A 22,830-nucleotide genomic window follows, 5' to 3' on the forward strand; every position below is an offset into this window, starting at 1 on the left:
CACCACAAAACCTCAGTTTTTCTCCGCCCGCTCGCGCAGCCCTTTCAGGGTATTGAACGGCGCATCCACCACGAACTTGTTGGCCACCATCGCCGGCACGCTACCACCTGGCTCGGTGTGCACCTGGTAGGTCACTTCAGTGCTGTCACCCTTGGGCACCAGCTTCCAGAAGCCGTCGACTTTTGCCACCCGAACAAAACCCTTCTCTTCCGGCAGGTAAGTCGGCTCTTCTTTCAGGTTACGGGTCAGGCTGCCATCCGCCTCCTTGACGGTCGTAATGTGCAGCACGGAATCACGCGGCGTCACCGGCCATGGCGTATTGAACTGGGTATAGGTCCAGCTCTGGTCACCTTCGTGCTTGAGCAGCTTCTGCGACTTGCATTCGTGAATCCAGGCACAGGCCCCGGACACGTCCTCCTGCAGCGCCTCGACCTTGGCCAGCGGCGCCTTGATCACGGTCACACCGCGATAGGCCTTGTACTTGGACCCGGCCACCTCACTGAGGGACACCTTGATGCCCTCCTCGTCCTTGGCCACTTGCCAGTTTTCAGCCCAGGCCACAGGCGACAGCAGAACACCCACGCCACACAGCAGTGCAATACGCTTGAACGATCTCATCATGTTTATCCTTGTTGTCGAAGATCCAGCCTGTCACGCCGCCGTCATCTGCTCCCACCAGCCAAGAATCCTGATAGCGTCGTCACGATCACTGCCACACACCTCGACATCTGCCTTGAAACCACCACACACCGCGGGCCGCTCAGGCTTGCCGAACAGGTCGCAAAGGTTGGCCGCAGTCAGGTGCAGGCAGCGCTCTCCTGCCGGCTTGCCATTGGGCATTCGCGGCATCGCAGAAGTGATGGACGGGGCGATGCAGCAGGCACCACAGCCCTCACGGCATTTCATGACTGTTCACCAAAATCAGGACTCCCTGGAACAAAACGGGACGAACGTCCCTGGATAGTAACGGCTCAAACAGACGTTTGAAATTGCTGGCACGATGAAATCTGCTGTGACCCGGCAGTCAGTTCGCGCCTATTGGCGATACTCGAAATCGATGGCTGCTCCTTCCACGTCATGACGGCTGTCATTGCGCAGTTGCAGCTGCATTTCGTTGTTGATCAGCCGACCATTGAGCTGGAACGGGCTGTCATTGGTCTCTGGTCTTTCTGTGAACATGGGCGGCAACAATGGTTTGCGCCGCTGGATTGGCGAAGGCGCACCCACATTCGGCTCAAGGTTGTTGACCATATCAACTGGCAGGCTGAGGTCCAGTTCCGTCTTGGGTAATGGTTTGGCAACCGCTTTGCTGAGCGGCTTGTGCGCGGGCTTGGCTGTCGCCTTTTTTGGCACCTGCTTACCCTGAGCGGCCTGAGCCTGGCTTGCCGGTTGCGCAGCCAAAGCGGGGGCGACCGGGCAGCAGAACGGCAAAAGGCACACGATCAGAACGAAGCAGCGCGAAGCGTTCATGGCAAATGGACAGACTGGCAGGAAAAGTGCGTATGCTCCCTGTTCCACAGACGGCTTGCAAGCCTTACAAAAGCGTGACCGCAGTCTCCCTGCACAACTGCTGCGCCAGCAAACCGAGCGTAATCACAGCCCGTTCGGCCTCTTTATTCCATGGAATGCCGCAATTGAGTCGTACACAGTGGTTGAACTGCTCTGTGTTACTGAATATTAGTCCTGGTGCAATGCTGATACCCTGCTCCAGCGCGCGCACATGCAGCTCCTGGGTATTGACCCGACCCGGCAGGCTTACCCAGAGGATGAAGCCACCTGTCGGCCGAGTCATCTGGGTGCCCTCGGGGAAGTGTTGCTGCACTGCCAGCTGATAGGCGCTGAGGTTCTTGCGATACTCCTGGCGCATGAAGCGAAGATGCCGGTCGTAGCCGCCATTTTCCAGGTAGGCTGCCACCCCCATCTGCGTCACGCTGCAGGCCGAGTGGGTGGTAAAAGTCTGCAAGCGCTGAATCTCGTCCTGATAACGCCCCGCGATCATCCAGCCAACGCGCACGCCGGGGGACAACGTCTTGGAGAAGCTCGAACAGTAGATGACCCGGTCCAGCCGGTCGAACGCCTTCAGCGCCTTGGTCTTGCCCTGCTCGAACATCAGTTCACCGTAGATGTCATCCTCGATGATCTGGATATCGAAGTCCGAGGCCAGTCGCAGCAATTGCTTTTGCCGCTCTTCCGGGACGGTGCCGCCCAGCGGGTTGCTCAAGCGCGCAGTCAGCACCAAAGCCTTTATCGACCACTGGTTAGCCGCCAATTGCAAGGCTTCGAGGCTGATACCGGTGGACGGATCGCTGGGAATTTCGATCACTTTCAAACCCAGCAGGTCAGCCAGTTGCAGCAAGCCGTAATAGGTCGGCGACTCGGCGGCGATCAGGTCACCTGGACGGGTCAGCACACGCAGCGACATCTGCAGGGCGTCTACACACCCATGGGTGACGATCACTTCACGCGGGTCGACCAACACGCCGGCATCGCGCATGCGTATGGCGATCTGTCGGCGCAGCGGCTCGAAACCAGGGCTGAACATGTAGCTGAAGGCACGCGGGCTATGGAAGCGCGTCACCTTGGCGATTTGCTGATGCAGGGCGCGCACGGGCAGGTAGTCGACATGCGGCACTGCAGCGCCAAACGGGAACACACCATCGCGACGCGCCTCAGTCAGCACCTGCTGAATGATGCTGGCGCGCGTGACCAGGCCGGGGCGCTCCACCCGGGCGATGTCCGGCGTTTGCGCGGTCAAGGCAGGTGTCTGGTGCACGTAGTAGCCAGACTGCGGCCGCGCCCGGATAAGCCCTTGGTCCTCGAGATTGGCATAGGCCTGCAACACCGTGGCATGACTGACATTGAGCTGGGCGCTCATCTTGCGCACGGAGGGTACCCGCTCGCCTGGCTGGTAGACACCGCGACGGATATCATCGGCCAGTTGCTGGGCGATACGCTGGTACAGCAGCAGGTTGGTCATGTCGACATGCTCGTTGTTCTTGTACGGGTCACTGACGGTAAAGGATACCGTAACAGTTGCAAAGTGTACTGGGACAGATTGCAACATAGTCGACAATACAACAGCGTGGCAGCTATCGAAACGATTAAACCGACATAAAACGGGCCGCAAAGCGGCCCCTTTTCCGAAAGACTCAGCGCGCTGGCGCGAGCCGCCCCTTGTCATCGGAGAATACGATCTCAACCCGTCGGTTCTGCGCCCTGCCCCGCTCCGAGGCATTGGCCTCAATCGGGTACTGATCGCCATAACCTTCAACCTGCAGGCGCTTTTCGTCGATACCCAGGTCTACAAGCATGTCGGCCACGGACTGCGCCCGATCGCGCGACAGCTTAAGGTTGTCCTCGCCCGCGCCAGTGCTGTCGGTATAGCCCTCGATGCGCACTACCCGGCGCGGGTTGAGCTGCAGGAACTGCACCAGCTTGAGCACAGTCCGGCTGGCCGAGTTCTTCAGGTCGGCACTGCCGGTATCGAACAGCACATCGCCCAACGTCATCACCAAGCCACGGTCGGCCTGTTCCGAAGCCAATGCGGCAATCTGCGATTCGACCCACTGGCCCTGCTGCTGCACGCTGGCCAGCTTGGCCTCACGCAAAGCCAGCTGCAGGCGCTGACGCTCCAGGTCAAGCTTGGCCTGGCGTTCCTGGTTCAGCGCCAGCTTGGCATGCTCGCTGGCAATCTCGCTGTAGCGCTGACTGAGGTACGCATAATGCCGCACATCAGAACCGGTGCCGATGTAGCTGGACAAGCGCTCGGCGCGGGCCAGCGATTCACCCGCGCGAATCACGTCGCGCGGCGCGCTGCGCAGCACATCGGAATCATCCTTGACCCCCTGGAAGGCGACAGCGGCCTCATCCAGCGCGGCACTGCTGCGCTGGCTGGCGCAACCTTGCAAGCCTGCCGTCAGCGCCAACAATACCAGTGCAGCCAAAGGCGTACGCCGGATCATGGCTGCACCTCCAACTGCTTGCGCAAGCGCTTGATCCGCGACTGCAGTACCTGCAACTGCTCTTCGCTCTTCTGGTTCAGCACCTGGGCCTCGGCCAGGCGTGCATCCAGCTCGGCTTGCTCGGCGCGCATGCGCGCATCGCGGTAGTCTTGGGTAAGCATGTTGGCCTTGGCGCGGGCCAGCTTGTCTTCAGCCAGTTTCAGCGTTTCGACCTGCTCAGTGGCGCCGACGGCCTTGGCCTGGTCCAGTGCCTGTTCGGAAATGCGCATCTGCTCGTCAGGGGCCGGATCATTGGCGCAGCCAGCCAGGCCGAGCACGGCCAGGGCAAGGATTAGTGGTTGGGTTCTCACGCAATCTTCCTAGTGTTTGGGGGCTTCCGCCGGCACCTGCAACTGCGCTTTCCAGCGCTCGAGATTACGTTGCAGTACAGCTTCGGATGCACCAGAGATCGGCAATTCTGTCAGTTTTTTTGCCAATTGCCCACGCAACCAGCTGTCATTGCACGCCGAGTTGTGCGACAGCGCCAGGTACAGGCCCGGCCTGTCCACCGGCAAGCCGCGGGCTATCAGGTCATTGCTCATGCCCAGGCTCTGGGCCATGGCCATACCGGAGTAACGGCCAGCCAGCACATAGTCCACCTGGCCGAGTACCAGCTTCTGGAACGCCTGGGTCAGGTTCTGCGCCGGCACCAGCTTGAGTTGGGCCTTGGCGAACGCCGTAAAGGCCGGGGTCAGGCGCGCACGGTCAGACAAACTGCCCTGGTACCTGGCCAGATCGGCCGGGCCATCAAAGATCACCACTGCATCATGGCGGGTCCACACCAGGTACTCATTGAGCTGCAACGGCGGATGGATGTAGTCCAGCGCGGTCAGTTGCTCCACCTGCATAGGGGTGTCGAGCAGCAGGTCCATGCGCCCACTGCGTACCTCTTCCAGCGCCTGATCACGGCGACCAGCACTCAGCACCTCGACCTTCACACCCAGTTCGCCAGCCACCTGGCGCAACAGGTCAACGTTGGCGCCTATCAGGTGCCTGGGATCTTTCGGATCTTGCCAGGAATAGGGCGGCGCATCAGGACTGCCAGTCGCCACCAGGCGTTCGCACTTGCCTGCTGCCATCGCCAGTGGCGGCAGCAACAGCGCCACGCATGCCAGCACCCTGCCCGTTCCGCGCAACGTCATGCCTTACTCCTCAACCCATAAAAAAACCCGACCCTCAAAATGAGGGCCGGGTTCTTTATAAGTGAAGCAGGCGGATCAGACCAGCTTTTCCAGCTCTGGAACCGCTTCGAACAGGTCAGCGACCAGGCCGTAGTCGGCCACCTGGAAGATCGGCGCTTCTTCGTCCTTGTTGATCGCCACGATCACTTTGGAGTCTTTCATGCCGGCCAGGTGCTGGATCGCGCCAGAGATACCGACGGCGATGTACAGCTGTGGCGCAACGATCTTGCCGGTCTGGCCGACCTGCATATCGTTCGGCACAAAGCCTGCGTCGACTGCGGCGCGCGAAGCACCGACAGCGGCACCGAGCTTGTCGGCCAGGCTGTACAGGTGTTTGAAGTTGTCACCGTTGCCCATGCCACGGCCGCCGGAAACGACGATCTTGGCAGCGGTCAGCTCTGGGCGGTCGGACTTGGCCAGCTCTTCGCCAACGAAAGCCGAAATACCGGCGTTGTGCGCAGCGCCAACAGCTTCGACAGCAGCCGAACCACCTTCGGCGGCCACGGCGTCGAAACCGGTGGTACGTACGGTGATCACCTTGATGGCCGCGCTCGATTGCACGGTGGCAATGGCGTTACCCGCGTAGATCGGGCGCTTGAAGGTGTCGGCGGACTCGACCGAGATGATCTCGGAGATCTGGTCCACGTCCAGCAGCGCGGCAACGCGCGGCAGGATGTTCTTGCCATTGGTGGTAGCCGGGGCCAGCACATGGCTGTATCCCTTGGCCAGCTCGACGATCAGCGGCGCGACGTTTTCCGGCAGCACGTGGGCATAGGCCGCGTTGTCGGCAACCAGCACCTTGGCCACGCCAGCGATCTTGGCAGCAGATTCGGCAACGCCACCGACGTTCTGGCCGGCGACCAGCACGTGCACATCACCACCGATCTTGGCGGCTGCGGCGACAGTGTTCAGGGTGGCCGGGGCTACGGCACCGTTCTCGTATTCAGCGACAACCAGGATAGTCATTTAGATTACCTTCGCTTCGTTCTTCAGCTTCTCGACCAGTTCGGCCACCGATTTGACCTTGATGCCAGCACTGCGGGCAGCCGGGGCTTCAACCTTCACGGTCTTGTTGGTGGAGGCGAGGGAAACGCCCAGTGCGTCTGGAGTAACAGTCTCCAGCGGCTTCTTCTTGGCCTTCATGATGTTCGGCAGCGACGCGTAGCGTGGCTCGTTCAGGCGCAGGTCGGTGGTGACGATCGCTGGCAGGTTCAGTGCAACGGTCTGCAGGCCGCCATCGATTTCACGGGTGACATTCAGCTTGTCGCCAGCGACTTCGACCTTGGACGCGAAAGTGCCCTGGGCGAAGCCAGTCAGCGCGGCCAGCATCTGGCCGGTCTGGTTGTTGTCACTGTCGATAGCCTGCTTGCCGAGGATGACCAGCTGCGGCTGCTCCTTGTCGACAACGGCCTTCAGCGCCTTGGCCACGGCCAGGGAGTTCAGTTCGTCAACGGCTTCTACCAGGATGGCACGGTCGGCACCCAGGGCCAGGGCAGTACGCAGTTGCTCCTGGGCAGTGGTCGGGCCGACGGAAACGACGACGATCTCGGTCGCAACGCCTTTTTCCTTGAGGCGTACGGCTTCTTCCACGGCGATTTCGCAGAAGGGGTTCATGGACATCTTGACGTTAGCAAGGTCGACGCCGGAGTTGTCCGCTTTGACGCGAACCTTGACGTTGTAGTCGACCACTCGTTTGACAGCTACAAGAACCTTCATGGATTCCTCGTTACTCTCCGGTGAATAGATAGTCGCCTGGGGCCATGCCCGGCGATGCGCGTGGGTACAAGGGCACCTCTAAAAACGTATCGGGTGGCAGCAACTTCACAGTGACCAAACAGTCTCGTTCGGACTCTTGCGACAAATCCTCACGGGTCATTTCCTGTCGTGGCGTGTAAACTCCACTACAAACCGGCCCAAGCCCGCAAAACCCTGCTCCACACCTGGTCTTTAGAGGTGTACCTGCGCCCGGCTGCAAGCCTACGGCGAACGTAAAACCGCTCGTATCTTGACCGTAACACCCATTCCGGTCAATACGGCAAATCGGTCACCCTCCAGCCGCGTTCCTGTGATTTTACTGGCCTGCGGCAAATTCAAACAAACGTTTGTATTGGACCCGCCAAGTGGTGTAGATATAATGCGCGGCCAAGACAAAACGGTGTAGTCCGTCATTTGCCCAGCTACAGTTCCGCCGTTGCGTAGAACCGCCGCGAATGCCCCGCACCCATAAGACAAAGCAACAGCACGAGCCTTGATGAGTAGGAGAGAACCAGTGGAACGCGAATACATGGAATTCGACGTGGTCATCGTCGGCGCCGGCCCGGCGGGCCTGTCCGCCGCCTGCCGCCTGAAGCAGAAGGCCGCCGAAGCCGGTAGCGAAATCAGCGTCTGCGTGGTGGAGAAAGGCTCTGAAGTCGGCGCCCACATCCTCTCTGGCGCGGTGTTCGAACCCCGCGCCCTGAACGAGCTGTTCCCCGACTGGAAAGCGCTCGGCGCACCGCTGAACACCGAAGTGAAGCGCGATGACATCTACGTGCTCAAGGACGCCGGCAGCGCGACCAAGGTGCCTGACCTGTTCGTGCCCAAGACCATGCACAACCATGGCAACTACATCATCTCGCTGGGCAACCTGTGCCGCTGGCTGGCCCAGCAGGCCGAGAACCTCGGCGTGGAGATCTACCCAGGCTTCGCCGCCCAGGAAGCGCTGTTCGACGACAACGGCGTGGTCCGCGGCATCGTCACCGGCGACCTCGGTGTCGACCGTGAAGGCAACCCCAAGGATGGCCTGTACACCCCAGGCATGGAACTGCGTGCCAAGTACACCCTGTTCGCCGAAGGCTGCCGTGGCCATATCGGCAAACAGCTGATCAAGCGCTTCAACCTCGACAGCGAGTCCGACGTCCAGCACTACGGCATCGGCCTGAAGGAAATCTGGGAAATCGACCCGGCCAAGCACGAACAGGGCCTGGTGGTGCACACCGCCGGCTGGCCGCTGGACGTGGTGGCCAAGGAAAACACCGGTGGCTCGTTCCTTTATCACCTGGAAAACAACCAGGTGGTGGTCGGCCTGATCGTTGACCTGTCCTATGCCAACCCGTACCTGTCGCCGTTCGACGAGTTCCAGCGCCTCAAGCACCACCCGGTGATCAGCCAGTACCTCGAAGGCGGCAAGCGCATCAGCTACGGCGCCCGTGCCCTGGCCAAGGGCGGCATCAACTCGCTGCCGAAAATGGTCTTCAATGGTGGCGCACTGATCGGTTGCGACCTGGGCACCATGAACGTGGCCAAGATCAAGGGCAGCCATACCGCGATGAAGTCCGGCATGCTTGCCGCCGAAGCAGTGGCCGACGCATTGATCGCCGGTAGCGAAGGCGGCGATCAGTTGAACAGCTATGTCAGCGCCTTCAAGGCCAGCTGGCTGCACGAAGAACTGTTCGCCAGCCGCAACTTCGGCCCGGCCATGCACAAGTTCGGCCCGCTGCTGGGCGCGGCGTTCAACTATGTCGACCAGAACTGGTTCGGTGGCAAGCTGCCGTTCACCCTGCGCGACACCAAGCCGGACTATGCCTGCCTCAAGCTGGCCGCCGACTCGAAAAAGATCGACTACCCGAAACCGGACGGCAAGCTCAGCTTCGACAAGCTCAGCTCGGTATTCCTCTCCAGCACCAACCACGAAGAGGAACAACCCTGCCACCTGAAGCTGACCGATCCGAGCGTACCGATCGCCAGCAACCTGCCGCTGTACGACGAGCCTGCCCAGCGCTACTGCCCGGCAGGTGTGTACGAAGTGGTCACCCAGGAAGACGGCAACAAGCGTTTCCAGATCAACGCGCAGAACTGCGTGCACTGCAAGACCTGCGACATCAAGGACCCGGCCCAGAACATCACCTGGGTCACCCCTGAAGGCGCTGGCGGGCCGAACTACCCGAACATGTAACGCCCCTGCCCTTGGGGCAACAAAAAGCCCCCGGTTCTCATGGGCCGGGGGCTTTTTGTTGGCTGCCATTATCAGGCAGTACGCACTTCCTCAAAGAGTTCTGGATGGCGATCCAGCAGCTTGAGCAGTTTCACCAACGCCACTGGCGGGGTGGTCTTGCCGTTTTCATACCGGGAGAACGCATTGACCCCACCACCGAAGATTTCCCCCGCTTCACGCTGGTCGAGGTCGAACTTTCTGCGTATGGAGGCAATAAAGGAAGGATCCACAACATTTGCGTTGACCTGGCGCTCGAATGCCGTCATCAAGTGACTGACGCGCATGGCTTCATCATGACTCAGTACGCATTCACCACATGCGGAGCAGTAATCGCCACTTACCTCCGGGATCACTGTCATCTCGCCTTTGTAGCTATAGGGCATGCCCTGAATGTCAGGTGCAAGCTCCGAGCCGCCGCATATTGGACATCTCATGGTTACAACTCCTTGAAAGACACGATGAGCACGTCGTCTACCACGGACAATTTCAAATAAACGTACCCAATTGCTGTAAGCGGGCGATACACATCCTGCCAAACCCGGTGGTCAATATGGCTGGTCATGCTCTTGTAGAAATCAGTGCGCTTCAAGCTGGTGATCACCTCAAGCATGCCCGGAAAATCCATTCCCAGCGCCTTGGCGCCTTTCAATGCAGCACCCGTAGGACGGATTCGCCTTGCCGCAGCCAGGGCTTTTACCCGCTCCAGCGGGCAATGAGGCATTCTCTTTTCCATGAGAAATTAACCTTCCAGGTTAAATTTGGCTAATAGGTTATTCCAATAGCCCCCACCTGGAAGTCTGCCCCAATGCCCCGCAGCCGTTACCGGCTCATTTGTCGCCGCACATGACCGGCATCGGCTCCGCAGCAAACACCAATGGCTCACGACGCCCGAAATACAAGGCCGTCAGCAGCCCTACCGCGCCCATGACCAGACAAAAACCGACACACACCCATGGGCTCCACGGCATCAGCGCAATCAGTGCCAGCGGCGTGGTACTGGCCCACACTGCGTAGGCCACGTTGTAGGTGAAGGAAATGCCCGATACTCGGATCTGCGCCGGGAACAGCCCCACCATCACCGAGGGCACCACACCCACCACGCCGCAGCTCAATCCCGCCAGCGCATAGGCCAGCCAGGTCATGCCCCACTGCCCCACCAGGCTGGCGTACAACGCGCCGATACCCAGCGGTAGCAACAGGCTATACAGCATCAGCGCGCGCCAGGCACCCACACGGTCGACCAGCAGCCCGGCCAGCACGCAGCCAATGTTGAGGAAGACGATGCCCACGCTGCTCAGGGCGAAGGTTTGGCCGGCACTCATGCCGAAACGCTGCTGCATCACCGTCGGGGTGATCACCACCAGCACCACCACCGCCGAGGTCAGCACACAGGTCAGCAACGCGGCAGGGATCAACGCCCGGCGGTGCTCGCCCAGCACTCGCCGCAGCGGAAACGTCACAGGTTGCTCCTGGCGCGCGCGCAAGGCGAGGAACACCGGTGTTTCACTGAGCCAGCGGCGCAGCCACACACCAATCACACCGAACACCCCACCCAACAGGAACGGGTAGCGCCAGGCGTAATCAAGGATTTCCTGCGGGGTGAACAATTGCGCCAGCAAGGTTGCGGTCAGCGCCCCCAGCAGGTAGCCGAAGGTCAGCCCGGCCTGCAGAAAGCCCAGGGCATAGCCGCGCCGCCCGTTTGGCGCGTGCTCGGCAACGAACGTCCAGGCGCTTGGGACTTCACCGCCTACGGCAGCACCCTGGAGGATGCGCAAGGCCAACAGGATCAGCGGGGCGGCATAGCCGATGTCAGCATAGGTCGGCATCACCCCGATCAGCAGGCACGGCAGGGCCATCATCAGGATGCTCAGGCTGAAGACCCGCTTGCGCCCCAGATGGTCGGCGAAGTGCGCCATCAGGATGCCGCCCAGCGGCCGCGCCAGGTAGCCGGTGACGAAGATCCCGAAGCTTTGCAGCAGGCGCAGCCATTCGGGCATCTCCGGCGGGAAGAACAGCTGGCTGAGGGTCAGCGCGAAGAACACGAAAATGATGAAGTCGTAGATTTCCAGCGCGCCGCCCAGCGCCGCCAGGCCCAGGGTCCGATGGTCGCCGCGGCTGAACCGGGGCGGGCGAGCGGTATCGATGGCAGTCATGGCAGGGTCCGCAAATCGGCAAAGGGCAAGAGCATAACAAATAGCTGCCCGATTGCCCCGCCGGCAGCACTGCTAGCGGTTGAACACCGTATGCGCGAAGTTGGCTCGCGGCCGTGGCCGCGCTGTACTGGCTGGCAGCGTGCCCGGCAGCGGTAGCTTGCCGACCACCACCGGGGCGTCGATGATTGCCATGAACGTCTCCAGCGCCTCGTTATCGGGCGCCTGAGGCAGGCTCAGGCTGACCGCCTGGCGCTCGGTCTGCGGCACTGCTGGCACTTTCAACTGGCTGGAATGGTAAAGCAGGGCATGCTGGATTTGCGTGCTGACACGGCAGAAGCGTTCCAGATCTACGCCACAATGGCTGGCCAGCTCGATATTGCCCAGCAGCAGGTGAAAGGGTTGCAAGGCACATTGCACCAGGCGCTGCAGCTCCTCGAAGCTATCCACGGGGGCTATCCGGTAATAGCCCAGGCCATTGAGCAACCGCTCCAGTTGCAGGCGCTGGCACGGGTGTGCGTCGGCGATGAGGATGCGCAGGGTCTTGTTTGCCATGGTGGGACCTGGGCAGTTGGGTAATGGGTGCGCTCCATGACCATACTGCGCCGGTAACGGCTATTGCCAGGGCCATGCCTGGCAGTGGTCTTCTTTGATAGAAGTCGGGAAAGCCGCATAAATCAAGTGATTGACTGACGGAATTTGCATTTGCCTTTAGCTCGGCAATCAGGACTCCCACTCGCGCATGCGTACCCGGCAGTGCTTCATGGCATTGACGATGTGCTTTTCCACCAGGCTGCGGGAAATGCCCAGGTGCTCGGCGATCTGCTGGTGCGACAGGCCGTCGAGCTTGCGCAGCAAGAAGCACTCGCGGCAGACCTTGCTCAGCTCCTCCAGGGCACGCTGCATCAACGCCAGGCGCTGGTCCTGCTGCATGTCGTGGGCCGGCGCCGGGGTATGCCAGCGCTCGTCGTTATCCAGCACCTCCAGCGGCTCGACCTGGCGCACCCTGTGGCGGCGGTGGCGGTCGACCACCAGATTTAGCGCGGTGCGGTAGAGGAAGGCACGCGGGTGCTCGATGCGCTCGGTGTCGGTGCGCTCCAGTACCCGCAGGTATGCATCGTGGGCAACGTCTTCCGCCGCTTGGCGACTGCCAAGACGTGCGGAAAGGAAGCTCACCAGTTCACGATAATAATGTTCCACGACGGTACCTGGCGCCACCCTGCCTGGACGGCGGCAGAGGCGCGGGAGTGTGTGATATCAGCTTGCAATCTTACAAATTATAATTATTCTCAGCAACACACAGCCTCCCCCTCCAGTGCGGGTAAATCCCGCCCACTCGTCTTCGTCTAACTGGGACCTCCCTGCGCGCCTCGATTGGCTGCGTATGGCCAACATCCATGGCTGGAAGTCCGCATGAGACGCTTACCCAATACTCGCCGCCGCATCCTCTTCGGTGGCCTGGGCCTGCTTGGCCTGGGCAGCCTGCTGGCCTGGAAGACCCTGCCCTTGGACAATCATCCGGTCAACACCGTGGCCGTGACCCGCGCCGATATAGAAAGCAGCGTCACCGCCCTCGGCACGCTGCAACCACGCCGCTATGTGGACGTCGGCGCCCAGGCCTCCGGGCAGATCCGTCGCCTGCATGTTGAAGCGGGCGACCAGGTCCGCCAAGGCCAGTTGCTGGTGGAAATCGACCCTTCCACCCAGCAGGCCAGGCTTGATGCCGGCCGATACTCGATCGAAAACCTCAAGGCCCAGATGGCCGAGCAGCGTGCCCAGTACCGCCTGGCCCAGCAACAACTCAAGCGCCAGCGCGACCTGGCTGCTGCCGGTGCCACCCGCGAGGAAGACCTGCAAATAGCCGATGCCCAGCTCAAGGTGACCCAGGCCCGCATCGACATGTACCAGGCGCAGATCCTCCAGGCCCAGGCCAGCCTGCGCAGCGACCAGGCAGAGCTGGGCTACACCCGCATCTATGCGCCCATGGACGGCACTGTGGTGGCGGTGGATGCCCGCGAAGGTCAAACGCTCAACGCCCAGCAGCAAACACCGCTGATCTTGCGCATCGCCAAACTCTCGCCGATGACCGTCTGGGCACAGGTGTCCGAAGCCGACATCGGCAAGGTCAGACCCGGCATGACCGCCTACTTCACCACCCTGGCCGGCGGCAAGCGCCGCTGGACCAGCACCGTGCGCCAAATCCTTCCGATCCCGCCCAGGCCGCTGGATCAGACCAGTCAGGGCGGTGGCAGCCCCGCCAGCGCCACCGCCGGCACAACTGGCGCCCAAGTGGTGCAATACACCGTGCTGCTCGATGTGGAAAACCCGGATGGGGCCCTGATGGCCGAAATGACCACCCAGGTATTCTTCGTCGCCGGCCAGGCCAGCCAAGTGCTCACGGCGCCGCTGGCAGCCCTGGATGATGCCGAAGACGAAGGCCTGCGCCTGGCCCAGGTGTTCACCCGTGACGGCAAGATCGAACAGCGCAAGGTGCGCACCGGCCTGAGCGACCGCCTGCGTGTGCAGATACTCGATGGCCTCGCCGAAGGCGAGCAACTGGTCATCGGCGCCCCAGCCGCCAGCGGAGGTTGAATGACAGCGCCCCTGATTGAACTCACTGACATCCGCAAGCACTACGGCGGCATCGATTCGCCGAAGGTGGAAGTGCTGCGCGGCATCAGCCTGAGCATCCACCCTGGCGAGTTCGTCGCCATCGTCGGCGCATCCGGCTCGGGCAAGTCGACCCTGATGAACATCCTTGGCTGCCTCGATCACCCCACCAGCGGTAGTTTTCGCTTCGCTGGCAAGGACGTTGCCGAACTGGACAGCGACGAACTGGCTTGGCTGCGGCGCGAAGCCTTTGGTTTCGTATTCCAGGGCTACCACCTGATCCCCTCCGGCTCGGCCCAGGAAAACGTCGAAATGCCAGCCATCTATGCCGGCACCCCGGCCGCCGAGCGCCATGCCCGCGCCGCAGCCCTGCTCGAACGCCTCGGCCTGGCCAGCCGCACGGGCAACCGGCCGCACCAGTTGTCTGGCGGCCAGCAACAGCGGGTGTCGATCGCCCGAGCCCTGATGAACGGCGGCCACATCATCCTCGCCGACGAACCCACCGGCGCCCTGGACAGCCACAGCGGCGCCGAAGTCATGGCCCTGCTCGACGAACTGGCCAGCCAGGGCCATGTGATCATCCTCATCACCCACGACCGTGAAGTAGCGGCTCGGGCGCGACGGGTGATCGAGATCCGCGACGGCCTGATGATCAGCGACTCGGCGGCCGACCAGCCCCTCGACGAAGCGCACCCAGGCCTGCAGGCCGACGACCTGCGCCAGCGCCTGGACCGCGGCGCCACCTTGCGCGGGGCCTGGAAGGGCGAATTGCTCGAAGCCCTGCAAGCGGCCTGGCGGGTCATGTGGATAAACCGCTTCCGCACCGCCCTGACCCTGCTCGGCATCGTCATCGGCGTGGCCTCGGTGGTGGTGATGCTGGCTGTCGGCGAAGGCAGCAAGCGCCAGGTCATGGCGCAGATGGCGGCGTTCGGCTCGAACATCCTCTACCTCAGTGGCCGCCACGCCACGCTGCGCGAACCGGCCGGCATCGTCACGCTGGACGATGTCGCCGCCATCTCCCAGTTACCCCAGGTCCAGCGCATCATGCCGGTGATCGGCGACCAGTTGACCGTGCGCCACGGCAACAACAACCAGCAGTTCTATGTCGGCGGCAACAACACCCAGTTCTCCGAGATCCTCAACTGGCCAGTCGTCGCAGGCAGCTTCTTCACCGAAGCCGACGAACAGGCTGGCGCTGCCGTCGCGGTGATCGGCCAGAAGGTCCGGGACAAGCTCATGGAGCCTGGCAGCGATCCGCTGGGCCAGTACCTGCTGATCGGCAATGTGCCCTTCCAGGTGGTCGGCCTGCTCGCTGGCAAGGGTGCCAGCTCCGGCGACCAGGACAGCGACGAGCGCATCGTGGTGCCCTACTCCGCCGCGTCCGTGCGCCTGTTCGGCAAGCACGATCCAGAATACGTGATCATCGCCGCAGCCGATTCGAGCCGGGTGAGCGAAACCGAACGGGCAATCGCCCACCTGATACGCCAGCGCCACCAAGGCAAGCAAGACTTCGAACTGACCAACGACGCCGCGCTGATCCAGGCCGAGGCGCGCACGCAGAACAGCCTGTCGCTGATGCTCGGTGCCATCGCCGCCATTTCCCTGCTGGTCGGCGGTATCGGCGTGATGAACATCATGCTCATGACCGTGCGCGAACGTACTCGCGAGATTGGCATCCGCATGGCCACCGGCGCCCGCCAGCGCGATATCCTGCGCCAGTTCCTCAGCGAGGCGGTGATGCTGTCGATGGTCGGCGGGGTGACGGGTATCGTACTGGCACTGTGCATCGGTGGCGGCCTGATGCTCGCCGGCATCGCCGTGGCATTCGCCCTACCCGCCATTCTCGGCGCCTTCACCTGCGCCGTCATCACCGGCGTAGTGTTCGGTTTCATGCCGGCCCGCAAGGCTGCTCGCCTCGATCCGGTCAAAGCCCTTACCAGCGTATAGCCCATGACATTGCCAAGCCGCATCAGCCTGTTGACCCTTAGCCTATGCCTCGCCGCCTGCAGCACGCCCGCACCGCCTGCCAGCGGCATCACCCCTCCAAGCGCCTGGCAGGGCGATGCCGGCGAGCCCACCCTCGCCACACCCCAGGCGCAATGGTGGCAAGCCTTCGCCAGCCGCGAACTGGACCGCCTGGTCGAACGCGCCCGCCTCAACAGCCACGATCTCGGCGCCGCTACCGCCCGGGTACGCCAGGCCCAGGCTCGCGCCGTGATTGCAGGGGCCCCGCTGCTGCCGGAACTGGCCTTCGGCTTGAATAGCAGCCGCCAGCACTTGATGCGTGGCGAAGGCAGCGACCAGCTCGACGTCAGCAGCTACGAACGCACCAGCACCTCGTTCGGTACCCAACTGAGCGCGACCTACGAGATCGACTTCTGGGGCGGCCTGCGCGCTGCCCGCGACAGCGCCCGGCTCGACCTCGACGCCAGCCGCTTCGATCGCCAGACAGTGGAGCTGACCCTGGTCAGTGCCGTGGCCGACAGCTATTTGCAAGGGTTGGCGTTGGACGAGCAACTGCGCATTGCCCACCTCAACCTGCGCAATGCCCAGGATGTGCTGGGCCTGGTCGAAGCACGTCAGCGTTCTGGCTCGGCCACGCGCCTGGAACTGGCACAGCAACGCAGTCTGGTGGCCGCCCAGGAACGCCAACTGCCGTTGCTGGCGCAACGTCGGCAGGACAACCGCGTGACCTTGGCCACCCTGATTGGCGACCCGGTGCAGAATCTGCCGAGCAGCAATGAACGCATCGACGCCGTGCTCTGGCCAGTGATCGGCAGCGGCATGCCCAGCGAACTGCTGACTCGCCGGCCCGACATCGCCGCAGCCGAAGCACGCTTGGCAGCGGCCAATGCCAACATCCAGGTGGCCAGAGCCGCCATGCTACCCAAGCTGACCCTCGGTGCCGAGCTTGGCGGGGGGGCGCGTACACTCCCTCAGGTCTTCGACAGCCCCTACTACACACTGACTGCCGGCCTGATTGCACCGATCTTCAACAACGGCCGCCTGCGTGCCTCGAGGGACCTGGCCAAAGCCGAGCAGGAGGAATTGCTTGAGGCTTATCGCAGCAGTATTCTGGCGGGTTTTGCCGATGTCGAAAAAGCGCTCAACGCCATTCAAGGCGTAGATCACCAGCGGCAATGGCAAGACGAGGAAGTGACACAGGCACAGCTGGCCTTCGACCTGGCGCAACGGCGTTATGCGGCAGGGGCAGAAAACCTGCTCAGCGTACTGGAGACCCAGCGTACACTGTATCTGGCGCAAGATGAGAAGGCACGGCTGAGGCTGGCTCGATTGCAGGGCAGTGTGGCGCTGTACAAGGCATTAGGTGGGGGTTGGCAGGTGGAGCGGCGCTGAGGGTGCCAGCCTCTCTGCCCCCCAGGCTAGTGATGGGTGTGTGCCGTGCTTGCGGCCTTATCCTGCGCAACGGCGCTGTCCATACAGACAGCTTCAGGCCGGCATGCCCTTCAACGACAAATGCCGCGCATACCACGGCCGCTTCGGCACCTGGCGCATGAGACCAGCCAGTTTCCCTTCATCCTCGCCAAAGATGATGCGCAAGGCCAGTTTCATGGTCTCGACATCCATCTCCACCGATTTGCCCGGCCGCACGCCCGGCACCGTGCTGCAGCCGTGGGTGTCCGGCCCCAGCCAGGGGGCTTCCACCTCAACCCATCGTCCCGGCGCGAACCACGGTACGCCACTGACCTCCAACCGACTGACCTCGCCCGGATGAAAGCGCTCATGGGCGGCGAACCAGTCTTCCACGCGGTCATCGATCCAGCCGTGGAAACGCCAGAACACCGGGTGCACGTGGGACGAAAACGGGTCGCCAAGGAAATCGTTCTCCGCCGCGTACCAACGCGGCGCAAAATCATCCAGCTCCCGCGCCAGAGGTACCGGCGCGCCATTGGACGGGTCACGCGGCACCGATGCCCAGCGCATGTGCAGCCAGTCGTGCAGACCCAGCTCCATCTCCGAGCCCAACTGCCCCAATGTCAGGCGCGACAGGTAGCGCGGGTCTCGATACTGCGACTCCCAGACCGCAAAATTGCCATGGAAGGTCTCGGCACGCTTGATCCCACTCACCCATTCACTGAACGCATCATCGCCATGGGCCAACCAGGTCGGCGGTACCGAGCAACCATCGAGGTTATCGAAATAGCGTGCAAAGCCCAGGCGATCGCGCTCCAGCTCCGGCTGCGGCAAGGGGAACGCCGTCCACGACGGCAGCGGTTGCAGCGAACGAGCCGTACGCAGCATGTGCCGGTGCATATAGAAGAAGTCCACACCCGAACCATTATGGTCCTTGTGCCTGCCCCGCGCATCCCGCTCACGGTCCCGCGGTCCTGGCTGCCAGCCCAGGCCGCGCAGGGCATTGCGCCTGTCCTCGGAGAGCTTGTGCCACTGGTCCCGCGACGCATGCCAAAGCTGGTGGAACAAGCGGTGTTCGGCCGACACCAGCCAGGCCTGCAGCGCCGCGTTGAAGCCGATGCGTTCACGCGCCTCGGGAAAATGCTGCTTGGTGGCGACAAAGCGGTTGTCCTGTTCGGGAAGGGCCAGCGCACGATCCAGGGCGATCAGCCGCCCGCTGAAGGTATCACTGCCGGCATTGCCGAACTCAGCCCAGACCTCATCAACGACGATCGCCATCTCGAAGCCCGCTTGCCCCTGCGCCTCTGGCAGCAGGCGCCAGTAGAGACGGTTGGGCTGCTCCTGAACAAGGTCGCCAAGCAACCGGTAACGCGGCCCTCGTTCATCGCGCAAGCGTTCAGCGGTATCGAGGCAGCCACGCACACCGCGCCCCCGGGCAGCGATATCAATGAACAGTTCCAGACCCTGGTCAGGCAACCCAGGCAAACCGGCCTCGCTACCTTCCAGGCGGATCGACCAAATCCCGCGCAGGCGGTTGGCCAGGCGCTGTCCAGCGGGGTCGGCCAGTTCCACGCTGGCCTCCCCAGGTGTTTCGGACGGCTCATCGATCCTGGTCATTTCTGCATGCGCGTAATAAGCGGCCGGCAAGGCGGCACCCGCCAGGGCCACACCGGCCATGAAGCCTCGTCGAGAAATCGTCATTACCCCACCTGTGCTAGCCATTGAAGCAGGCTCTATCCCAGCAAGGACGTATGTTGACCAGCGAAATTTAGGCCACCGCCAGGGTGAACGAACCGGTCTGCCGGTAAATTTTCACGAGCCCTACTCGTCCCTCCCAGATAGCCAAAGCCCCACAGCATTCGCGGACCCATATCGAGATGGCAATGACAACACCTCGCTGGAAGAAAACCTTGTACATCGGCGTGCCCCTGACACTGCTGCTCGGTGCTGGCGGCTATCTGGCCTGGGATCACAGGCTCAATCCCAGTTACCCACGCGAAGTGATGAAACAGGCAGAAGCGTTGCAGGACCGGCTGATCTCCTTCGACAGCCACATCACCCTGCCACTGGACTTCGGCACCCATGGCCAAGAGGCCGACAAGGATGGCGATGGCCAGTTCGACCTGGCCAAGGCCGCCAAGGGCCGCCTATCGGGCGCTGCACTGACCATCTTCGGCTGGCCGGAGATCTGGAACGGCCCCAACGCCCCCCATCGCCCCACCGCTGGTTTCATTGACGAAGCGCGCAACCAACAAGAGGTGCGGTACAAAATCATCTCTGGGCTGGTCCGCGACTTCCCCAACCAGGTCGGCATCGCCTATACCCCCGACGACTTCCGTCGCCTGCACGGTGAAGGCAAGTTCGCCGTCTTCATCAGCATGCTCAACGCCTACCCGCTGGGCCATGACCTGAGCCTGCTGGACAAGTGGGCCGCGCGTGGTATGCGCATGTTCGGCTTCAGCTACATCGGCAACAACGACTGGGCCGACTCCTCGCGCCCGTTACCGTTCTTCAACGACTCGCCCGATGCCCTCGGCGGGCTCTCGCCGATCGGCAAGCAGGCAGTGCAACGGCTCAACGACCTGGGTGTGATCATCGATGTCTCGCAGATGTCCACCCTGGCTCTGGAGCAGGTCAGCGCCCTGAGCCGCGCGCCCATCGTCGCCTCGCACTCGGCGCCACGAGCCATGGTCGACATCCCGCGCAATCTCAGCGACCGTGAACTGCAACTGATCAAGAACAGCGGTGGCGTGGTACAGATCGTCGCTTTCTCCGGCTACCTGCGCCCGCTCACCCAGAAGACCCAGGACAAACTCAACACCCTGCGCGCTAAGTTTGACTTGCCACCATTGCCCAACCTCGCCATGGCCCTGATGCCGGGCGACCCGATCATCGCTGCCTGGCCCGAACAGCGTTTCGGCAGCTACGCCAGCCAGCTTTACGCCATCCTCGACGAAGAGCCCAAGGCCAGCCTCAAGAACCTGGGCGATGCCATCGACTACACCGTGCGCAAGATCGGCATCGACCACGTCGGCATCGCCTCGGACTTCAACGAAGGCGGCGGCGTGCAGGGTTGGGATAACGTCAGCCAGGTGCGAAACGTGACCGCCGAACTGATCCAGCGCGGCTATTCCGAAGCCGATATCGCCAAGCTCTGGGGCGGCAACTTCCTGCGCGTCTGGGCGCAGGTCGAGAAAGCCGCCAGCCCTTCCCTTTCTTCCGCCCGGTAACCGCAACCATGAGCGACCGCCGCACCTTCCTCAAACACGCCAGCCTGCTTGCCGTCGCCCTGCCCTTGGGCAGCAGCCTCGGCCAGGCCCTGGCCAGCCCCGCCAGCGCGCCGACGACAGGTGACCGATGGGCGCAATTGTGCCAGCTGTTCAACCAGGACCCGGCCTACCTGCATTTTTCCAATTTCCTGATCACGTCCCACCCCAAGCCGGTGCAGGACGCCATCAACCGCTACCGTGCCAGCGTCGATCGCAACCCAGGCCTGGTGATGGACTGGGACCGCCAGGAACCCTGGCAGCACGAAGCCCGTGTGCGCGAATGGGCCGGCAAGTACCTGCAGGCACGCCCCGGCCAGATCGCCCTGACCGGCAGCACCACCGAAGGCCTGGCGATCATCTATGGCGGTCTGCACGTGCGTCCCGACCAGGAGATCCTGACCACCGAGCACGAGCATTCCGCCGCCGAAGCGATTCTCGACTTCCGCACCCAGCGCCAGGGTACCCAGGTTCGCCGATTCCGCCTGTTCAAGGACCCGGCCAAGGTCAGCACCGACGAGATCGTCGGTAACATCGACCGCAACATCCGCCCCAACACTCGCGTCTTGGGCATGACCTGGGTGCAATCGGGCAGCGGCGTGAAGCTGCCCCTGGCCGACATCGGGACCGTGGTCGACCGGCATAACCGCGACCGTGCAGAAGCCGACCGCATTCTTTATGTAGTCGACGGTGTACATGGATTTGGCGTGGAAAATGTGAGCTTCCCGCAGATGAACTGCGACTATTTCATCGCCGGCACCCACAAGTGGATGTTCGGCCCGCGCGGCACCGGAATCGTCTGCGCGCGCAGTGAACAGCTCAAGGACATCACGCCACTGATCCCGACCTTCTCCCAGGATACCGACTTCGCCACCAGCCTCACCCCTGGCGGCTACCATGCCTTCGAACACCGCTGGGCATTGGACGAAGCCTTCAAGCTGCACCTGCAACTGGGCAAGGCCGAAGTCCAAGGGCGTATTCACCAGCTCAACAGCTATCTCAAACAACGCCTGAGCGAACATGCGCAGGTGGAACTGGTCACGCCACTGTCACCCGAGCACAGCGCTGGCTTCACCTTCTTCCGAGTCAAGGGCCGCGACAGCGACAAAGTCGCCGCTGCCCTGCTTCAGCGCAAAGCGATCGTCGATGCGGTGTACCGCGATGTCGGCCCGGTTGTGCGCACCGCACCGGGCTTGCTCAACGACGAGTCCGAGATCGATCGCTTCATGACGCTGCTCAGCACCCAGCTGTGACCTCTGATCACCTTGAACGAGAAGCCCCATGCACCCAACTCTGCCTGCTGCCCCGCGCAGTCCGCTGCTTGCCTTCGCCCCACTGACATTACTGGCCCTGCTGTGCGTCGCCGTACCGGCACAAGCCGACACGCCCGCGCCCGGCACTGTCTTCAAGGACTGTGCAAAGGGCTGCCCGGAGATGGTCGTGCTGCCGACCGGTTCATTCATGATGGGCTCACCCGACGACGAAGTCGGTCGCCAGGCCGATGAAAGCCCCATGCACCAAGTCACCTTCAGCAAACCATTCGCCATCAGCCGCTTCCAGATCACCTTCGGCGAATGGGATGCGTTCATCAAGGCCACCGGCTACAAGATGCCCAGCGGCGACGAGCGCCCCGGCCGCCTGTGCCAGGCCGGCACGGCGACCCAGGGTGGCCGGCCCATCTACGGCGGCAACCACCAGGTCACCAGCCGACACCCAGCCGTGTGCATGAACCTCAAGGAAGTCCAGGACTACGTCGCCTGGCTGTCGAAAAAAACCGGCAAGCAGTACCGTCTGACCAGCGAATCGATCCGCGAGTATGCCGCCCGTGCCGGCAGCACCGGCCCGTTCCCCTTCCCCTTCGATGAGGGCAAGGAATACAGCATCGCCAAACACGCCAACACCTATGGCCCGACCGACGGCTACAGCTACACCGCGCCGGTCGGCAGCTTCCCGGCCAACGCCTTCGGTGTGTACGACATGCACGGCAACGTCTACGAATGGACTGCCGACTGCAAGCACGACAACTATGTCGGTGCGCCGACCGACGGCAGCCCCTGGCTGGAGAAGGACTGCAAGTTCCAGAGCATTCGTGGCAACGACTACGGTGAAGCCCCGGTGTTCTCCCGCTCCGCCAACCGCAACGACCTCTATCCCAACGAACGCGGCGACTGGATCGGTTTTCGCGTGGTGCGCGACCTGTAACCGGCCAACCCGACCCTGTCGCGACCAACACGGCGACAGGGCCGGCCAGCCCGCTAAATTACCCCCTCCATC

General features: G+C 62.5%; 22 protein-coding genes. 7 read left to right on the forward strand and 15 right to left on the reverse strand.

Going from position 1 to position 22,830, the window contains the following annotated elements; all coding sequences use genetic code 11:
* Positions 1-12: 12 nt before the first annotated feature.
* From ACF8EF_RS05260 to ACF8EF_RS05300, 9 genes are all read right to left on the reverse strand, one after another.
* On the reverse strand, positions 13-618 hold the full coding sequence (locus ACF8EF_RS05260) for an START domain-containing protein (protein WP_043195569.1): 606 nt from the start codon (positions 616-618) through the stop codon (positions 13-15).
* A 33-nt stretch (positions 619-651) separates the two neighbouring features.
* Positions 652-906: a YkgJ family cysteine cluster protein gene (locus ACF8EF_RS05265; protein WP_176682171.1), complete on the reverse strand. Its 255-nt coding sequence runs from the start codon at positions 904-906 to the stop codon at positions 652-654.
* Between the two features lie 129 nt (positions 907-1,035).
* A complete protein-coding gene (locus tag ACF8EF_RS05270; protein WP_176682170.1) occupies positions 1,036-1,470 on the reverse strand; it encodes a hypothetical protein in 435 nt (144 codons plus the stop codon).
* A gap of 64 nt (positions 1,471-1,534) precedes the next feature.
* Positions 1,535-2,977 carry a PLP-dependent aminotransferase family protein gene (locus ACF8EF_RS05275; protein WP_176682169.1) on the reverse strand — a complete coding sequence of 481 codons (1,443 nt, stop codon included), beginning with the start codon at positions 2,975-2,977 and terminating at the stop codon, positions 1,535-1,537.
* 172 nt (positions 2,978-3,149) lie between these two features.
* Positions 3,150-3,962 (reverse strand): OmpA family protein, encoded by an 813-nt coding sequence (locus tag ACF8EF_RS05280; RefSeq protein WP_176682168.1) that lies wholly within the window; start codon positions 3,960-3,962, stop codon positions 3,150-3,152.
* Positions 3,959-4,312, reverse strand: coding sequence for a DUF4398 domain-containing protein (locus ACF8EF_RS05285; protein WP_176682167.1), 354 nt, complete (start codon positions 4,310-4,312; stop codon positions 3,959-3,961). The genes ACF8EF_RS05280 and ACF8EF_RS05285 overlap by 4 nt, the downstream gene beginning before the upstream one ends.
* Before the next feature lie 9 nt (positions 4,313-4,321).
* Complete coding sequence (locus ACF8EF_RS05290) at positions 4,322-5,143, reverse strand: ABC transporter substrate-binding protein (protein WP_176682166.1); 822 nt, start codon at positions 5,141-5,143, stop codon at positions 4,322-4,324.
* Between the two features lie 75 nt (positions 5,144-5,218).
* Positions 5,219-6,148, reverse strand: coding sequence for an electron transfer flavoprotein subunit alpha/FixB family protein (locus ACF8EF_RS05295; RefSeq protein ID WP_021784840.1), 930 nt, complete (start codon positions 6,146-6,148; stop codon positions 5,219-5,221).
* A complete protein-coding gene (locus ACF8EF_RS05300; RefSeq protein WP_392460625.1) occupies positions 6,149-6,898 on the reverse strand; it encodes an electron transfer flavoprotein subunit beta/FixA family protein in 750 nt (249 codons plus the stop codon).
* A gap of 535 nt (positions 6,899-7,433) precedes the next feature.
* Here ACF8EF_RS05300 and ACF8EF_RS05305 point away from each other — a divergent pair.
* The gene (locus tag ACF8EF_RS05305) at positions 7,434-9,116 is read left to right on the forward strand and encodes an electron transfer flavoprotein-ubiquinone oxidoreductase (protein WP_176682165.1); all 1,683 of its coding nucleotides are present in this window, start codon (positions 7,434-7,436) and stop codon (positions 9,114-9,116) included.
* Positions 9,117-9,187: 71 nt separating this feature from the next.
* Here ACF8EF_RS05305 and ACF8EF_RS05310 read toward each other — a convergent pair whose 3' ends face one another.
* The 5 genes from ACF8EF_RS05310 to ACF8EF_RS05330 all read right to left on the reverse strand — a co-directional run bounded on the left by ACF8EF_RS05310 (position 9,188) and on the right by ACF8EF_RS05330 (position 12,505).
* Positions 9,188-9,589, reverse strand: coding sequence for a type II TA system antitoxin MqsA family protein (locus ACF8EF_RS05310; RefSeq protein ID WP_003254235.1), 402 nt, complete (start codon positions 9,587-9,589; stop codon positions 9,188-9,190).
* Between the two features lie 2 nt (positions 9,590-9,591).
* Positions 9,592-9,888 carry a type II toxin-antitoxin system MqsR family toxin gene (locus tag ACF8EF_RS05315; protein WP_010954960.1) on the reverse strand — a complete coding sequence of 99 codons (297 nt, stop codon included), beginning with the start codon at positions 9,886-9,888 and terminating at the stop codon, positions 9,592-9,594.
* Positions 9,889-9,982: 94 nt separating this feature from the next.
* Positions 9,983-11,308, reverse strand: coding sequence for an MFS transporter (locus ACF8EF_RS05320; RefSeq protein WP_392460627.1), 1,326 nt, complete (start codon positions 11,306-11,308; stop codon positions 9,983-9,985).
* A gap of 72 nt (positions 11,309-11,380) precedes the next feature.
* A complete protein-coding gene (locus tag ACF8EF_RS05325; protein ID WP_176682164.1) occupies positions 11,381-11,860 on the reverse strand; it encodes a histidine kinase in 480 nt (159 codons plus the stop codon).
* Positions 11,861-12,028: 168 nt separating this feature from the next.
* Positions 12,029-12,505 (reverse strand): sigma-70 family RNA polymerase sigma factor, encoded by a 477-nt coding sequence (locus ACF8EF_RS05330; RefSeq protein WP_176682163.1) that lies wholly within the window; start codon positions 12,503-12,505, stop codon positions 12,029-12,031.
* 213 nt (positions 12,506-12,718) lie between these two features.
* Here ACF8EF_RS05330 and ACF8EF_RS05335 point away from each other — a divergent pair, with 213 nt between their 5' ends.
* The 3 genes from ACF8EF_RS05335 to ACF8EF_RS05345 are packed head-to-tail and all read left to right on the forward strand — an operon-like array spanning position 12,719 to position 17,272.
* Entirely contained in the window at positions 12,719-13,897 is a 1,179-nt protein-coding gene (locus ACF8EF_RS05335; protein ID WP_176682162.1) for an efflux RND transporter periplasmic adaptor subunit, read from the forward strand.
* Positions 13,898-15,862: a MacB family efflux pump subunit gene (locus ACF8EF_RS05340; RefSeq protein ID WP_392460628.1), complete on the forward strand. Its 1,965-nt coding sequence runs from the start codon at positions 13,898-13,900 to the stop codon at positions 15,860-15,862.
* 3 nt (positions 15,863-15,865) lie between these two features.
* Positions 15,866-17,272, forward strand: a complete 1,407-nt coding sequence (locus ACF8EF_RS05345) for an efflux transporter outer membrane subunit (RefSeq protein ID WP_392460629.1) — start codon at positions 15,866-15,868, stop codon at positions 17,270-17,272.
* Between the two features lie 93 nt (positions 17,273-17,365).
* Here ACF8EF_RS05345 and ACF8EF_RS05350 read toward each other — a convergent pair whose 3' ends face one another.
* Complete coding sequence (locus ACF8EF_RS05350; RefSeq protein WP_176682159.1) at positions 17,366-18,991, reverse strand: twin-arginine translocation signal domain-containing protein; 1,626 nt, start codon at positions 18,989-18,991, stop codon at positions 17,366-17,368.
* 182 nt (positions 18,992-19,173) lie between these two features.
* Here ACF8EF_RS05350 and pvdM point away from each other — a divergent pair, with 182 nt between their 5' ends.
* Genes pvdM through ACF8EF_RS05365 form a run of 3 tightly spaced genes read left to right on the forward strand, consistent with a single transcriptional unit; the run spans position 19,174 to position 22,758 of the window.
* Positions 19,174-20,520, forward strand: coding sequence for a pyoverdine-tailoring dipeptidase-like protein PvdM (gene pvdM, locus ACF8EF_RS05355; protein WP_176682158.1), 1,347 nt, complete (start codon positions 19,174-19,176; stop codon positions 20,518-20,520).
* Between the two features lie 8 nt (positions 20,521-20,528).
* The gene (locus ACF8EF_RS05360; protein ID WP_392529008.1) at positions 20,529-21,809 is read left to right on the forward strand and encodes an aminotransferase class V-fold PLP-dependent enzyme; all 1,281 of its coding nucleotides are present in this window, start codon (positions 20,529-20,531) and stop codon (positions 21,807-21,809) included.
* A 28-nt stretch (positions 21,810-21,837) separates the two neighbouring features.
* Positions 21,838-22,758 (forward strand): formylglycine-generating enzyme family protein, encoded by a 921-nt coding sequence (locus ACF8EF_RS05365; protein WP_176682156.1) that lies wholly within the window; start codon positions 21,838-21,840, stop codon positions 22,756-22,758.
* Positions 22,759-22,830 lie beyond the last annotated feature (72 nt).

It is taken from the genome of Pseudomonas sp. zjy_15 (assembly GCF_043101865.1).
Lineage (GTDB): Bacteria > Pseudomonadota > Gammaproteobacteria > Pseudomonadales > Pseudomonadaceae > Aquipseudomonas > Aquipseudomonas putida_Y.